At 42.8% G+C, this 17,172-nt stretch carries 9 protein-coding genes and 1 pseudogene; 1 reads left to right on the top strand and 9 read right to left on the bottom strand.

Annotated features, from left to right (window positions below):
* From RIB93_RS17175 to RIB93_RS17140, 8 genes are all read right to left on the bottom strand, one after another.
* On the bottom strand, positions 1-2,747 hold a 2,747-nt coding region (locus RIB93_RS17175; protein WP_446373943.1), incomplete at its 3' end, for a two-partner secretion domain-containing protein.
* Positions 2,748-3,247: 500 nt separating this feature from the next.
* On the bottom strand, positions 3,248-4,711 hold the full coding sequence (locus tag RIB93_RS17170; protein ID WP_446373942.1) for an efflux RND transporter periplasmic adaptor subunit: 1,464 nt from the start codon (positions 4,709-4,711) through the stop codon (positions 3,248-3,250).
* Between the two features lie 66 nt (positions 4,712-4,777).
* On the bottom strand, positions 4,778-6,289 hold the full coding sequence (locus RIB93_RS17165; RefSeq protein WP_446373941.1) for a site-2 protease family protein: 1,512 nt from the start codon (positions 6,287-6,289) through the stop codon (positions 4,778-4,780).
* 7 nt (positions 6,290-6,296) lie between these two features.
* Positions 6,297-7,055, bottom strand: coding sequence for a peptidylprolyl isomerase (locus RIB93_RS17160; RefSeq protein ID WP_446373940.1), 759 nt, complete (start codon positions 7,053-7,055; stop codon positions 6,297-6,299).
* A 283-nt stretch (positions 7,056-7,338) separates the two neighbouring features.
* Positions 7,339-12,243 carry a S8 family serine peptidase gene (locus RIB93_RS17155; RefSeq protein WP_446373939.1) on the bottom strand — a complete coding sequence of 1,635 codons (4,905 nt, stop codon included), beginning with the start codon at positions 12,241-12,243 and terminating at the stop codon, positions 7,339-7,341.
* A gap of 212 nt (positions 12,244-12,455) precedes the next feature.
* A complete protein-coding gene (locus RIB93_RS17150; protein WP_446373938.1) occupies positions 12,456-12,806 on the bottom strand; it encodes a hypothetical protein in 351 nt (116 codons plus the stop codon).
* 113 nt (positions 12,807-12,919) lie between these two features.
* A complete protein-coding gene (locus tag RIB93_RS17145) occupies positions 12,920-13,696 on the bottom strand; it encodes a D-Ala-D-Ala carboxypeptidase family metallohydrolase (protein ID WP_446373937.1) in 777 nt (258 codons plus the stop codon).
* 72 nt (positions 13,697-13,768) lie between these two features.
* A complete protein-coding gene (locus tag RIB93_RS17140; protein ID WP_446373936.1) occupies positions 13,769-15,928 on the bottom strand; it encodes a cell wall hydrolase in 2,160 nt (719 codons plus the stop codon).
* Between the two features lie 279 nt (positions 15,929-16,207).
* Here RIB93_RS17140 and RIB93_RS17135 point away from each other — a divergent pair.
* Positions 16,208-17,023, top strand: a pseudogene (locus RIB93_RS17135) (AAA-like domain-containing protein); the annotation flags it as partial.
* Between the two features lie 39 nt (positions 17,024-17,062).
* Here the strand turns inward: RIB93_RS17135 and RIB93_RS17130 are convergent.
* Positions 17,063-17,172 (bottom strand): transposase (locus RIB93_RS17130; RefSeq protein ID WP_446369789.1); only part of this gene is annotated, 110 nt, incomplete at its 5' end.

Here is a 17,172-nt window from a genome sequence, read left to right as displayed (position 1 = left end):
TTACCCTTAGCTTCCTGCTCCACTGTACTAAAAACACCACTGAGTAATCCTTGACTATTTTCCCCATCCAATAAGACGTTATCGGTTGCCCAAATCACTATCTTACCTGCATCTCCTTCTCCAAAAGTAGTGGCAGAAATTTCAGCGCCGTTGGTTACTATTAAAGAGCCACTATCAATGTCCACTCCTCCAGAATTTCCCTTGGCTCCCGGTTGCACTGTACTAAAAACACCACTGGGTAATCCTTGACTATCTTCTCCATCCAAGAAGACATTATCGGTTGCCCGAATTACTATCTTCCCGGCATCTCCTTCTCCAAAAGTAGTGGCATCAATTTGAGCACCATTAGTTACTATTAAAGAGCCACTATCAATTTCCACACCCCCAGAATTCCCCTTAGCTTCCTGCTCCACTGTACTAAAAACACCACTAATTTCTCCTTGACTAGTGTCCCCATCCAAGAAAATGGTGTCAGTCGCCCGAATTACTATTTTTCCCGCATCTCCTTCTCCAAAGGTACTGGCATCAATTCGAGCACCATTGGTTACGGTTAAAGAGCCACTATCAATTTCCACACCCCCAGAATTTCCCTTGGCTTCCTGCTCCACTGTACTAAAAACACCACTAGAGAATCCTTGATTATTTTCCCCATCCAAGAAAATGGTATCAGTCGCCCGAATTACTATTTTTCCCGCATCTCCTTCTCCAAATGTAGTGGCAGAAATTCTAGCGCTGTTGGTGGCAGTTAAAGAGCCAGTTTCAATTTCCACTCCTCCAGAATTCCCCTTGGCTTCCTGCTCCACTGTACTAAAAACACCACTGAGTAATCCTTGACTATTTTCCCCATCCAAGAAAATGCGATCGGTTGCCCGAATCACCACCTTACCTGAATCTCCTTCTCCCGATGTAGAGGCATTAATTCGAGCGTCGTTGGTTACACTTAAAGAGCCACTGTCAATTTCCACACCCCCAGAATTTCCGTTGGCTCCCGGCTCCACTGCACTAAAAACACCACTAGAGAATCCTCGACTATCTTCCCCATCAAATAAGACGTTATCGGTTGCCCGAATCACTACCTTACCCGCATCTCCTTCTCCAAATGTAGTAGCAGAAATTCTAGCGCCGTTGGTGGCAGTTAAAGAGCCAGTTTCAATTTCCACTCCTCCAGAATTACCCTTAGCTTCCTGCTCCACTGTACTAAAAACACCACTAGAGAATCCTTGACTATTTTCCCCATCCAAGAAGACATTATCGGTTGCCCAAATCACTATCTTACCCGCATCTCCTTCTCCCAAGGTAGAGGCAGAAATTTCAGCGCCATTGGTTGCAGTTAAAGAGCCAGTTTCAATTTCCACGCCCCCAGAATTCCCCTTGGCTCCTAGTTGCACTGTACTCAAAACACCACTGGAGAATCCTTGACTATCTTCTCCATCCAACAAGATGCTATCGGTTGCCCGAATTACTATCTTACCTGCATCTCCTTCTGCAAGGGTAGAAGCATCAATTTGAGCGCCATTAGTTACAGTTAAAGAGCTACTATCAATGTCCACTCCTCCAGAATTCCCCTTGGCTCCCGGTATCACTTGACTAGCAACACCACTGGAGAATCCTTGATTATTTTCCCCATCCAATAAAATGCGATCGGTTGCCCGAATTACTATCTTACCCGCATCTCCTTCTCCCGAAGTAATTGCATCAATTCGAGCGCCATTCGTCAGAGAAAGCGAGGAAGCTGTCATCCTGACATCTCCTCCGTTTCCTGTGGCTCCATCTTCAACATTATTACTAATTACCCCTTCTGCTACAACCACGGTTCCAGTCGCATCAATGGTAATATCTCCAGCTTGAGCATCTACAACACCCAAACCTGAGAATATTCCCGCCAAGAGTTGACTATTGTCAATTGACAAATCTCTAGGATAAATAACAATATCACCCCCATCAGCTTCTGCCACATCAATAATGCTATCAAAAATTGCGATATCGGTTCGTGCCAAATCCGTTGGAAAATCCAGCCCTAAACTCCCATTTTCAACCGCTAATCCCACCGCTCCCGGTGCGCCGACTCCTGCTAATTCAACTCTGCCACCGAAGGCTGCTAAAGTAGCACCATCAATTAATAATTCCCCCGTTGAATTCGCATCTGGTGCTATATTTCCCCCCACAAGTAACAAACTTTCCCCCGACGGTACAGATAGAGAACCTCTCACTTCAATTGAACTCGCTCCTTGAGCCGCTAATTGATTAAAGAAAAGCGTATCGGGGTTAACTGTGAGTAAAGGCGGCGCATCTGGATTCGTGGCACTAAAAACGCCTTGATTGCCAAACCCAATGGCATTAGCTGTAGAGGCGACAAAGGAACCACCAATATTTAACTGGGCATTCTCACCAAAGATAATCCCATTGGGATTAATTAAAAATAAATTTGCTGTACCATTTGCCTGAATTAAGCCATCAATATTCGAGAGAGTAGAACCCATTACCCGACCCAAAATGTTCTGAATATCTAAAGCATTATTAAAGAATGCGGCTCCCCCTGTCGGCACAGAAAACTCTTCAAAACTATGGAACAGATTTCCTCCTTGCACTGTCCCTCCTTGAATTATACAAATTGGACACCCGGTTACCTGAGAATTTACCGGAAGTGTATTATCCGCCTCAATTTGGCTTTTAGCTGGACTGATTGCTGCTAGAAGGCTAAGAGCGATACTGCTGACACGGCAAAGGGAACGGATGATTGGTTTCATTTTTATCCTATCCTTTGAGTGGGAAGACTGGTTAATTAATACTTTACTATGATGTATGGCGTTTCTCAGAGAACGAGGTGCTTAGGTGTGGGCGCAAGCCTTGCGCCCCTACATACATTTTGGTACATCACGCGCTTGTAAACGGCTATAGACTTCAACAAAATATACAGGCAAGCAGATGATTTTAAGCTATATTATGATGGCGTTGATCTGAGATAAGCTGTTCGGCATTTAAATCTTAATGTCAAGAATTGCAAAATCCTTGTAGTGCATCTTGCTCGCTACCCATTCCCAATTTAAATGCATGACAAGTTATGACACCATTTACTGTTATGCCATTCATCCGCAAATAACTCAAGTTATTGGCTAAAAACGCCAGTCGTATAAAGACCAAAACGGGTGTATTAGGACTTCTGCCGCTACACCATCTATAGGGCTAAATGTGCGTTACGCTTCGCTCTCCTCACCCTACGGGGGTGGCACACCTGAATTGGTGAATTCTAATTTACCCAACCATATTTGCGAAACTTAAACAGTTTGATCAATTCTCGTTGCACTTTCTGATAAAGGGGCATTTTTTCCGATTCAATGGAAGCGTAAACTTTTGCACCCGGTATCAAGCGTTGCTCAGAATTATTGATCAAGGCTCTAACTTTTAGTAGCTGTTTCTGTTGAGCGGGATCTGGCTGCATCACTAACTCCATCTTTTCTAAGCGAGTTGTGTAAGATGGTAATCCGGGTTCTAGGGGACGGAAGGTTACCTTCGCCCCATTTTTTACAATATCGGAGTCCGTTTGGGGAACTTCAATAATGGCGACAAGATGACTTAAATCGGCAATCTCCAAAATCGGTTCTCCCGCAGGCATTTTTCGACCTAGGAGTTTGTGGAAATCTGGAGTAATAATAAATCCCGTTTGTTTTGCTTTCAATATTTGATGAGCTTGTTGTTTATTTTGTCGTCTTTCTAGTTCCGTTTTTAAGGTGTTGAGTAATGGTTGTTGGCTGGTGACTCCTTTACGAGCAGCGGATAACTCTACAGTAGCCGTTTGACGGGTAGCAGCTAGGATATGGAGTTCGTTTTGCAGGTCTGCTAATTCCTCTTGTTTTCTATTGGTTACGATTTTAATTTCCGCTTGTTTTGCAGCAACTTGTTGTTTAAATTGGTTAATTTCGCTTTCTTTTGTGGTAATTTCACTAATAAGATGGGATTCTCTATCTTGCATATCTTCTAAGATATTGAGGGCGAGAACACCTTGGGCAACTAAGTCTTGATATCTACTAATTCGTTCTTGAGTTCTGGCTAAAGTTTCAGTTCTTCCTGCTATCTGGCTGCGTATCCCAGTAATGGTGCTTTGCAGGGCGGCAATCTCTTGGTTGAGTTTTTCGACTTCGGGTAAATGGGGAAGTTCTTGCTGAAGTTGTTGGATTTGCTGGGTTATCAAGGATTCTTTGACGGATGTTTCATTTATTTGTGCTGAGAGGGTGTTTAGTTTAAATGAAGCGGATTTATAGTTAGAAATCGCTTGGTCTAATTCAGCTTGGGATTGGGCAATTTCCACGTCCATATCCTCAGTAGAGATAATCGCGATCGCTTGATTGTCTTGGACTTGTTGATTGGGTTGTACTAAAAGTTCGGTCATGGTTCCAGGAACTTCTGTGTAAACGATTTGATGAGAATTGGGTGCGGGTTCTAACTGTGCTTCTGCATTAACTGAGTTGGAAACAGGAATTTGACTGATTAAGCCTAAGCCAATTACGATGATGCCGATACCCAAGAGGTGTTTGTAAGGAAATGAGGTGGAAGTATTTTGGGTGGGATTTGTTTGCTGACGAGGTGATCCCCCAATCAGCGTTTCTGGTGCAGTGGGTGTGGATGCTTCCTCAGCAGGAAGCGTTGGTGGAACAACTCGCAAAGGAGAGGTGGCATTATTGAGGGAGTTTTTGGTATTAGGGTGAGATGTCATCAGCTTTAAATATTTATGAATCGGTTAAGCAAAAACCCATGTAAATCTTGTATTCGCTGTTGTCGTTTACCTATTGCCTGTTGCCACTGAACTCTTTCTAGGAAAATAGAAGTAAATTGCCCAGATAAGCAAGAGAAGTAAGGCGGTGGTGGGAATATTTAGGAGAATCCAGTCGGTTATTCTCAAGAAGAGAAACCCGAAGACGAACCATATATAGGCAAGACTTAAGGGAGCATAAGCGGCTAGAATCCAGGAATCCCTCCGGGTTTCGTTAATGGGTTGACCTGTAAGTAGGTGAGCGTAAAAGCTAAAAGCACGGTTACGAAGATTGTTAATTCCGGTTATGGCGACAGCGAGATAATAGCCATCGAATTTGGCTAGGGGATTGAGATTTAGGGCAATGGTAAATAGACTGGCTATCATGAGTAAATAACTGGTAGTATGAAGCCAATTCCCTGTGGTGGAGAGGTTCCACAACCATAGGGCGATGGCGGCGAGGGTGATTTGGACGAGGATACCTGCGCCAACGACTAGAATTCTTTGCCAGCGTGACAAGCAATAAGAATCGGTGGTATTGGTATAGGCAGCCGGAAACAGGCACATAAATAGGAATCCCATTTCAGGAACAATGCCGCCATACTGTTTTAAGCTGAAGGCATGACCTAGTTCGTGAAGGGTGACGACTAAGGCTGTAAGTAGGATGAAGGGAAGGATTAAAGAAGCGCTTTGGTGTTGCCAAAGTTGTTGACCTTGGTAGAGAATGTTTAAGTGTTGGTGGAGTCCAAGAAGGATTGAAAAGGCTAAAAATAGGCAGAGGAAAAAGGCGAAGGGGCGACTGTACAAAAAGCGCAATTTGTCAATATGTTGGGTTAGCCAGGGGTCAGGGTTGAATAGGGAAACTTTGAAAAATAATAGCTGCATGGGGGTAAATTTACGCCGACGGGGTTTGGGGGGTTGTGTCCCTTCCAGCATGGCGGTGGCGGTGAGGAGTTGCAGCAGGTAGCGAAGTTTGGGGTTACTGATTTGTTTGGGAGGGAGTGTGGCGAGTTGGTCGATAATGGCTTTATCGTGAGGGCTGACTTGGAGAAAGGTGAGAATGGGGATATCTTTCTGTAACAGTCCGCGATGGGTTCCGGCTACTGGGTTGCGGAGAATCCAGTAGTCTTCAGGGTGGTACAGCCAATAGACACCAGATTTGAGGCGAGGAGAGTGAAGATTGGGGGTTGAGGATGGAGATGTGTATTGCGGCTGATTGGCTTTCCGGTTCTCTTGGGTTTCATCGAATGCCAAAATCTTGTGACTAATGAGCTTTTGCAGTAAGTTGACAACTAAGTTTGGGTCAGCGTTGGGGAATTCTTTCTGAGCAAATTGTTGGATTTGTCTAACTGTATATTGTTCAGTAAAGTAACGTAGAGTGTAGCCTTCAATGGGGGAGAAGCGGAATTTCTCTTGACCTTCTATGGCTCTAAGGATAATGTTATTGGAATCTCGCACTTTTACTAAAGTCCAGTATTTGGTTAGGTCTGGACAAAGCCAGTCCTGATAATTTTCCTGGGTTAGGTACTCTTTGAGAGTCATCGCTAAATTAATAGTTTTCTAGCTTTATCTTCATTCCTTGGAGTTTTTCCTGTAGCCATTGCTCAAACAGTTGATTTTGCAGTTCTTGCTTTAGTCTTCCTTCTAAGGTTGCGGGGAGAAACTGCTCAACCCGAAATAGAGCATAATGACCATCAATTTCTAGGGGACCGATAAGTTCACCGGGACTAGCGGAATTAAGAGCGGTTTTGAGAATTTCCGGTAATTGACCCCGACTGACTGAACCCATCATCCCATTGAGAATCCGGTCATTGCTGAGGGAATGTTCTCTGGCTAAGGGTTCAAATTTACTTTTATCTGCCAAAATCTGCTGTTGAAGATTTTCGGCGAGTTGTTTATCTTTGAGGATAATCCGGGAAAGGACGACTCCATCTAGAAAGGGTTTGCGTTGGTTAAAGTAGTCCTCTAATTTGGGTTCGGTTATTTCTGTTTTGAGTTTTTCGACTTTGAAGCTAAAGGCTACTTTGTTTTGAAAGTCATCGTATGTCATGCCATTGCTTTTGAGCCAGGTTTGGAATTGTTTGGGTTCAGTGAGTTGATTCTGTAACCGGAAGTCCATGATGGATTGGTCAAGTCTTAAGGAATCAATCTCGATATCTTCTCTGACTTCAAGTTGTTTTTCTAGAAGGTACTGGCGGAGGATATCCTCTAGAGTACGTTGGAGGCTTCCAGCAGCGCGGAGGTAGTTGAGGGCTTGGCTAAGGGAGATTGATTCGTTGTCGATGCTCAGGAAAGGTATTGATTCCATAGGGTAGTTTTTATGTATCACAAAGGGTTTGATATTGGGATTTGAGTGCGATCACTAACTGAAGCAATCACTTAAAATTTCTAGTGGCGTGACACAGCTAATTTGGTGTATTGGGTGTAGGGTGGGTTGAGGTAACGTAGGTGCAAGACTTCTCGCAGAGTAACCCAACACTGGAGTAGGCTGTGTTGGGTAGAGCGACAGCGAAACCCAACCTACATTTTTAGTCGTGCCATGCCATTAGGTTCTGTGAGCGATCGCACTGACAGAGAATTATCAGAGTGACTCAATCATCTTGAAACACGCCAAACCACCTGCCATCTCCATATCCCACATCAACCATTTCAAAACCTTCATCCCATCGCTCTTCAATTTGTTGCTGAAATTCATCAAAGTTGCCGGAAGAAGAGTAAGCATTGCGTCCCTTATCTGGACCAAAGACACCAAACCACCTCCCATCACCGTATTCAACATTAATTAAATCAAAACCTGCATCCCATCGGTCTGAAATTTGTTGATCAAAGGTATCAAAGTTACCGGAAGAAGAGTAAGCATTGCGTCCAGTATTTTCACTGAAGACCCCAAACCACCTGCCATCTCCATATCCAACATCAACAAGTTCATAATCTTGATCCCATCGGTCTGAAATCTGTTGTGTAAAGGTGTCAAAGTTACCGGAAGAAGAGTAAGCATTGCGTCCCTTATCTGAACCAAAGACCCCAAACCACCGGCCATCACCGTACTCAACATCAATTAAATTATGACCTGTATCCCATCGGTCTGAAATTTGTTGCTTAAAGGTGTCAAAGTTGCCGGAATAAGACCAAGCATTGGGTCTTTCATCCTCGCCAAATACCCCAAACCATCGGTCATCACCACGCTCAACACTGGTTAATTCAAAACCTTGATCCCATCGGTCTGAAATTTGTTGTTTAAAGTCGTCGAAACTACCGGAAGAAGACCAAGCATTAACGACTGGCTGAGTATCGTTAATTTGTACAGCATCATAGTCCTTAAACTCGCCAGTGTTCTGGTTGTTGCTTTCATTAGTCTCGGCTACATCACCATCACCATCTACAATCATGCCGATGTAATAAGTACCGTCTTCCAGACTGTTCCAGAAGGAGTCTCCTTTACTAGGTAAAGTCAGGGTTTTATTTAAGGTGCCAGTGCTACTATTGCCTAATATATTGCCAACTAAGTAGCTACCTAAGTAACGATCTGAAGTGCTGATAAAGTCATTGCTGGAGATATAAAAATCCACATTAAATGAACCTGATGAGGAATTAGCCTGAGTATTTTGGATTTCAAATTCGGTCGTGAAACTATCTCCTGCATCTCGGGGTTCTTCTATGACATTAAAGGACTTACCAGAAAGGTCGCTTGGAGAAGGTGGAGAACAACCATGACCTACTAGTTGGTCTACCGTTAAAGTAGAAGCATCTTTGACAAAATGGGCATATAGGGGTAAATGGTCACAGGTAGCATTAGCTGCGTGATCGGGTTGCTCGTCATTGAGGAGAAGATAGTAATCTTGGATAATAGCCCCTTGTTGTTCGCGATTAAAGCTAGTCAAACCTCGACCAGCATCCTTGCGTGCTTGTAGTTCTGTTAAACCGAGGTAATCATATCCAGCTCCAACTTTTTGTGCATGGATAGCTTGTGGCATGTAAATTGCCCCATCCTGTTGATATTGCCAAACATGAGTCATCTCATGGATGAAGGTATCATCCTCCAATGGCCCCCAAGAGTTAATGGTATTGAATGTTACTAATGGCCTATTCTTAAGCTCCAGTTTCTTATTCTTACGCACAATAAATTTCCACACACTATCTGCAAGAGCAAGGACGGCTTTTGTATCTACTCGTACTAGGTTATAATTAATAGCATTGCCGAAAACACTCCTGGCTAAATCGATCTCGCGTTGATTGAGGGGACGAGTATTAAATTTCAAGAACTCAGCAGCAGTTTCGTAGAGTTCCCCAACCCTTGCAACTTCTGCTACATAAATCAGGTTTTTACCCAACCATTTTAAGAAATCTATCCACGTCTCAGCTTTACCCAAGGACTTCCACCAAGATACAGACCAAGGTTTGAGACTTTTGACTCCTGCCCAGAGGTTATCTACTAATCGTCGCAAGCGAGATGGTAAGGAATTTGTCCATTGTTTGACCCGATTATAGATACCTTGCAAACCATACCAGAGTTTGCGGCTTACCCACTTTACCCCATTCCAAACCGTACTGGCTACTTTCTTAACAACATTTTTAACACCTTTCCCGACTTTGCCAACAAAACCACCAACTTTACCAACAAAATCTTTAACCTTGTTGCCAATCTTACTCCCCAACTCCTTGATGCCTTTGCCAATTTTGCCAACGACGCTTTTAACTCCATTAGCAAACTTTTTAGTTACTTTCTTCGCTCCATCACCAATCTTATTAACAGCTTTTTTAAAACCTTTACCAACCTTCTTGAAGCCCTTCTTAACCTTGCTCCAGAAACCGGCTGGTCTTTCTGAGGCAGTGGTTGAACCCTGATTTAAAGTTGGTGTGGTTACTTCGGAAGGTAAATCGGCTGTTAATGGAGTAGTTGCTACTGCCATTAGTATAGCCGCGTCGAGATTGAGGACACCTGCACCAGTTTCAGCATCCCAACCAGGAGAGTTTAAATCTGTAGCAGTGGACTTGAGGATATCAATCACCTGCTGGTAGCTGAGTTGGGGATTAGCTGCCCAAACTTGGGATATTGCTCCTGTTACTTTGGCTGCCGCTACGGAGGTTCCAGCCATAATCCCTACGCCATTATCGACAGTGGAGACGATGGGATTATCATCTGTACCGCCAGAAGCTACAAGATGAAGATGTTCCCCATAGTTAGAGTATGGTGCTCGTTCTATTTCTTCAATTACACCAAACTCTAGTAGTTCGGGGATTTCGGATTCCGTTTGCTCAATGGCTCCGACGGTAACAATATTATCGAACTCTTGGGCAGCTTTTCCGAGAGCCGAGACTTCTCCCCCTTCATTACCTGCTGCTACCACCAGAATAATGCCATTTTGACGAGCATAGTCAATAGCTGCTATTTCATTAGCAGTTAACTCAGAGCGAGTTGTTACCGTACCGTCAGGGTTGATTTCGGTTAAATCAAAACTAAGGTTAGCTACGGCATGAGGTTGTCCAGAATCTTGGGCAGCATCAACGAATTCTACCAAAGACTCTGCCCAACGACCGGATTCTACGGCTCTGCCTAACCAAAGAGGTGCATCATCATTAATACCATCAATACCAAGGCTGTTGTCCTGGGTTGCACCAATAATGCCCAGAATATGAGTACCGTGTTCATCTCCTTCTTGAGATGCTAAGAGGGGATTATCGTCATTATCGAGGCGATCGCGACCTAAAATAATTCGGTTATAATCAATATCCGGATTTTGATCATTAAACCCTGTATCAATGATGCCCACTAAAGGTTGGTCAGCAGTTGGGAAGTTATAATCATTTCCCAAGGTATTGCGACTGATGGGGTTATTTTCTCCAATATAGGTAGGTGTCGCCAGGAAGCTATCTTCTTCTGTTGCTAAAGAAGTATCCATATCTTCAGCAAACTCGGTCAAGATAGCTTTAAGTTCGCTACCATCAAGCTCGGTATCAAAGTCACTCCGAGCCACCTCAATCAACTCATCGAATTCGGTTAAAGCTTCCTGTAGTTCCGCTGGTATCTCAGACAGTTCTGCTGCTAAAGCAGTTTTGAGTTCGTCGAGTTCCTGTTGGAGAGCATCAAGTTCGTTATGGACTTCCTGGGGTTTATCCCCCAGTTCCTGGAGATCGTTATTTAAACCAGTCTCAACTTCTGCTAATTTGTCTGTCAAGACATTGTTGGCAATATCTAAAGCAATTTGGACTTCCTCTGGTTGGTCACCAGTGAAGTCGTCACTACTACGCTCGGAGTCGTCTGGAAACTGAGCTAAATGTTCTGCCAAAACAGCTTCCAAGTTATCCTCAGCAAGACCCAAATCTTCTGGTAATTGAGCAAAGTCATCATCAAGGATACTTTCGGGGGTAGCTAAGGCTTCATCCAAGTCTGTAGGTAGAGTGGTTAACTCCTCATCTACGGTAATATTAAGGTCATCTATAGCAACATCTGCATCTTGGGTAATTTCGGTTACATCATTGGTGAGTTCGGTTTCAAAGACAGATTCTTCTGCATAACTGATTAAATCTAGCCCTAGTTGACTTTCTCGCCAATCTTCACCTTCAATGACATCATCTAAATCTACAGCTTCTCCAGTAGCACCTCTCACCTGGAAAATAACATCGTTATAATCCCGATCGGTCCAACTATCAACTCGCAAATCTTCCATCACGAACGTATTGCCATCCCCCGTCACATCGGCAATTTGCCCAACATGAAACCCATCATCTGGGTTAGCCGTTGCTAAAGAGAATAATGGACGTACTGCACCCTCAATTTCGGGGTTATCAAAAACCTGCTGCACCTGACCATTGGGGACTAACATGAAGCCAAACTTATCCCCAGGACGCATCACAAATGACTTCGCGCCCAGATATTCCCCAGCATTTTGATCGCCTTCCCCAAGCTGTCCACTAAATTTGGCTCCTTCTGTTTGATCAGCAATGACAATGTGACCTAATTCCGAATCGCTTAAAGCACGACTACTGGCTTCTAAGATAAAGTCTTCTGAACCCGGTTCAAACTGATCCATCCCCTCTAAACTGAAGATGGCTAATTCTCCTCTATAGCCACCACCGTCAAAGAGGAAATCAATTTCCACTTCACCGCTGTCACCAACTGTGAAAACTCCAGATTCAAAGGTGGGGTTAGGGTTCTCTAATGTAACTATGTTTAGCGGTTCTTCAAGTTCAGATACTTCCTCGGTGATAAAAGGAATCTCCTCTAAGTCTTCATCCGAAATAGAATTGTCCAGGATACTGTCAGGCGAAATATCATCAATTTCTGGGATAGGCACTTGATCCAATGGGTCAGATGATAGTTCAACTCCTGCTAGGTCAGGGGTATCATCCATGCCATCCACCAGACCACTGGGCGTTAAAATGGGTTCTAGTACAAAAGTTTCTCTCTGTACTTTGGCAGGAGTTGATTGAGGTTGAAATCCCTTGGGCGATGGACGATTTTTGGATAAGAAGTTGAGTATATGCACGATAAACACACCTTATTTTTCCGGGTTTAAATTTTTACAAGTTCTCTAAAATATGGACTTTAGACTAAATTTTGGCATTGGAAGAAACTGAATCAAAAGCAACGAAGGCTTGAAACCCACTCCCCAAGGGCTATAGAGCTTTGGGAAGATTTAGGACGCCCCGTGATTATTTGTCTTTTTTGCCTGCCGAGTTGGGTTTGGGGCTGCGTTCCTCAAACTCTTCAAAAAGTCTCGCGATCGCACAATTTTCTCATAGCAAAGGAATTACCAAAATTCGTTAACCATTGGATCTGCCCGACCGGTCTTTCATGCTCGACAACAAATTCACGCGCAACTCCTAAACTTCCATCGTACTGTTCGACGTGCTGCTTATCATCAAATTGACCACATATTGTTTCTGTGGCAGCGGCAAATATTTGAGCCTCTCCCATTCGCTTTTCCAACTTAGATTCCAGTTGACGAATCTGTTCTTGAATACTCTCTATATCGGTCAAGGTTGTGTTTAAGGCATCCTGTAAATTGGCTGGAATTTTATCTGGTGGCGGTGCCGGTAGTGCTTTTATTTCAAACATTATTTGCTTCTCTTTGTTTACTTATGTTTAACACAACTACCACTAGGTAAACTGTATGGCATCTAGATTCGCTCTGGAGACTTTTTCAGCAAGCCCTAGCTTAAGATACCTATTTAGAAATTGTTAGGTCCAAAGTCGCTGTTATAGCCTCCTGTATCGATGTGGGTAAAAGTGCCGTATGTACCAATACCACCAGCGAAAGTAAAAGTACCTTCAGTTGCAGGATTAGTAAAGGTCTGACCTCGGTAACTTCTCAATTTTTTTGTCCAAGCCCGTGGATTCCCGGAATTAGCATAAAAATCAATGGCAGTCATGCTTTTATTATCAGATCTCAGAGAATGAAAGGAATTAGTTACTCCACCAACACATGTATTGTAATCAGGATGACGGTAAACACTAGTCATATGTATAGGTGTACCTAAATCAGTGCGTAACCTTTGTAAAACAGCTAGAGTGGGAGCAATATTATTCCAAACTCTTGAAGGCGGAACGGAGTTTTGAAGACCACCACACTTGTTATAAAGTAATCGGGTAACTTCATCGCCACTGAAATTGGGAAGTCCAGACCAGCTATCAATTCTGGCTTTGAATTGATTCAACGTTCCCACATTAACCGCTTCTGAAACTGGGCTATAATGACCAGATTCTTGCTGAATGCTTTCTGTTTCTACAATTTCTGTGGTTTCTTCAGGTTCGGGCTGCTCTTCTTGAGTTGAGAGCAAAATTAACTCTATGGTGTTGAGATGATTTTCAATGGATTCTAGAGTTGGCTTTTCTTCCGAATTTGAAAAATTACTATTAGTTTGTGCTAAAGCACTGGCAGAAGATAAGTTTAAAGTTATGAAAACAACTATAAAGATGCTCATTACTACGGAAAAGAAACGTTTCATTGGTTGCTGCTTAAACATAAATAAATTACAGTTGAAATTCGATGGTTTTAATTCACATTTTCTCTCAAACAATCAGGCAACATTTTTATAAAACAAGTGAACCCCTATTTTGATTACAAATGTACCTGAACGAACCCATGATGGTGGACTTATATAGTCAGCGTAATAATGCGTAGCACCATCCACGGGTGTAGAAATTCGCCGAGCAATTACATCCTCAACAATTTTTAGACAGCGAGCAAAAACTGAATTGTTAGCGGTGACATTAAGAATCACAGAACGATTGGGATTATTGCGATTCCAGCAGGAATACTGCCAAGGTTTGAGACAGACATCACGAATGGTATTTCCCCACCAATAACCACCACGAGCTTGAGCATAATTAACTCGATTAATCACACTCCAAGCGACTGCTGCTTTACCTTGATCCGATTCTCCCCTGGCTTCACCGTAGATGGTTCTAGCTAAAATGTCTATGTCATTGGCAAGAGATTCTAAGGTGATTTCAGGAGTTGGACTTTCCGGTAATGTTTTCTGTTCTTTGAACACAACCTGTCTTAGAGTTTGATTGATGATATTTTCCTCTAACTTTCCTAAAGGTTGCCCTGAAAGTTGTTTAAAGACATCACCATCTTCTCGACGAATAGTTTCAGTTACTGGCTCGTCCCCAGGTATTTGACCACCTAGTTGCTCCAATAGAAGTCGTCCTTTATAACGAATGGCTTCTGGAGATTGAGGAGTATTATCTCCAGACCCAGGAAAAATAATATAGACAACATCTTCGGTAATTCCGGTCGTGCTGATATCACTTTGGAAGTCGTTATTTCCTAATAAAGATTGCAAAAGTGCAATAGAACCACTGACAAGTTTATTAGAACAGCGACTCACATTGGCAAAAATAGCAAACTCAATTTGTTCATTATACATAACAGCCACAATATCACCTAAAAAAATGCCTAGCTCTTCATAATTATCAGGAAGAGCTATATAAGGCACATCCTCTGAATTGATATATTGTTTTTGTCCAATTGAATTAGGATATCTCAAAAGTGTTTCGGTTAGACCGCAACAAGGAGCTATTTCTGGAGCTTTTGGAGAACCATCAATAGTGACGGTCATTTCTGAGTCAATATAAAACTGTCCCCCCTCTAATTCGAGCATTATCTTACAATCGACAAAAGGTGCACTCATTTGAGTCGCTTGATCAAGACCATATCGAATATCACCTAAAAACTTTACGACTCCTTCAGGTGGAGTATAATCTTCTGCTGAAGAACGTTTTAAAATAATATCAACTAAAGACTCTGCTACTAACCGATTAGTATTGTTAAAGCCTCTAACTCTAAATGTTTTTTCTCCAAACTTTAAGAATTGAGCATTACGAGCGATCCATTTACTAGATGATTCCCGTTGAGCTACTGTTTCAGATTCATCAGAGACAATTGTTATCGTCTGAATATTACTGTCGCCTGTTATCTCAAACTCAATACTCTCGTGTTGAGAAAACTCTTGTCTAAAAGTTGGTTTTACTATCGCAATTTCTCGGCGAGAAATAGAACCCGAACCAAAAGCAGTATTAGCGATACCAGTTAAAAATTGCAACCAAACACTACGATTAGAAATATTTCCAGTAATACTCAAGTGAGATAAAGCTTGTTGCAGCGCAGATTTCGTATCTCGTCCGTATTTACCATCAATTCCTGATGAACCGACAGAAATACCGAAAACATAGACTAGAGCTCCTTGCAGAAAAAGCACTCTGCTTTTGGAACCTGATTGAAAGCCGACACTCGTTCCGTCGTCAAGGTGAAAATGATCTCGATGGGCACGATCATATAAATAATTTAATACTGTCCCAAAATGCTTTCTTAAAATAGCTTCGACCCCGAAGTAAAATCTACGATCTCCTCTCTGATGACCGTCCCAGAGAGTGACAAACGTTCGGTCAGACCAAAAGATTCCATCAAGATCAAAAGCTCGACCTTTGCCATGATAAATGGGCTTATTTACCCAAGTTCCAGCAGATGTTATTACCTCGGCTTTTCCATAAGGACAAAGATCCCATAGTTCAAAGAAACATTGATCGAGTTTTCGTTCAGCCTCAGTCGTTGCATAAAATCTATAAGGAACCCCTCGTGTTCCGTAGCCATTGGATGGGCTACGCTCATTACGAGCATAATGAACTGGAACATCTGCTATGCGGGTAAAGGAATTCGATGGTCTAGTAGCCATATTAAATCTCAAACCTAAACAAACTTGACTTCACTTCCAATTGCCATTGTGCTGGTAAAATCAACGGAATAATTGAGGAAAAATAGGTAGTATGAAAATTAAGTGAATTCAGGATAATTCAGGATAATTCAGGATAATTCAGGATAATTCAGGTTTCAGTAATATAGATAGGGTTTATCGGTGTGGTGAGGTACAGGATCAGCGCTGGGGGTGAGGGCACCATCCTTGCGCCCCCACAGCAGAAACCCTATAACCCCTAACTGTTAAGGATGATCGACGATGAAATTTGACCGAGAACAGGCGGTAAAAATAGCGAACCAAGCTGTATCCGATCACACCCACCGCAGCTTAACTGATGTTGAAGTAATCGTTCTCAAAGGAGCTTGGGATAGACAAGACTACGATCAAATTGCGGCACAAAATCAATATTCGACCAGTTATCTTGGTCAAGATGTCGCCCCAAAGCTGTGGAAAACCTTAAGTGAAGCCTTAGGTAAACAAGTCAAAAAAAGTAACTTAAAACAAGTTTTAGAGGCATATTGGCAACAGCAAATGGCGGCTACTGACTCAACCAATCCCCTCAGCCAAAATCATAATTCTCCTTCGCCTTCAGCTCCCCCAAAACAGCAGAGTACAGAGTTATGCCAAACCACTCCCGAAGCACCAGAAACATTGATACCCGATCGCTATGTGGAGCGCTCTCCCCTAGAAACAATCTGTACGAAAACCCTATCCCAACCGGGGGGGCTGGTACGGATTAAAGCACCTAGCCTCATGGGTAAAACTTTTCTCGTGACTCGCGTATTGGCTCAACTCGCCACTCAAGGCTACCGCATCGCCAGTGTAAGCTTGAAGCTGGCAGATAGCAGCAAACATTTCACCAATCTGGATAAATTCTTACGCTGGTTGTGTATTAATTTGACTCACGAACTCCATTTACCCAATGAGTTAGACGAGTATTGGGATGAAGACTATATGGGGTCAAAAGTAAGCTGCACCACCTACGTTGAAAACTATCTATTAGTCAATGCCAATACCCCCTTAATTCTCTGTTTCGATGATGTGGATTTGCTCTTCCCCCATCCCGAAGTTTATGAAGACTTTTGGCTCTTTCAGACTAACTATGATAAATTACTAGCCAAAATACCAATTAAGCAGAACCCTTCTTCTAAAATTATCAAAATTATTTAACCCATAACCTCTTCTTTTAATTAGCTTAATTTTTTGATTAATTCCCTCCACTG

It is taken from the genome of Coleofasciculus sp. D1-CHI-01, assembly GCF_040218875.1.
In the GTDB taxonomy this organism is placed as follows: Bacteria; Cyanobacteriota; Cyanobacteriia; order Cyanobacteriales; family Coleofasciculaceae; genus Coleofasciculus.
The sequence above is the reverse complement of the archived record's forward strand: the minus strand, read 5'-3'. Positions and strand labels throughout refer to the sequence as shown.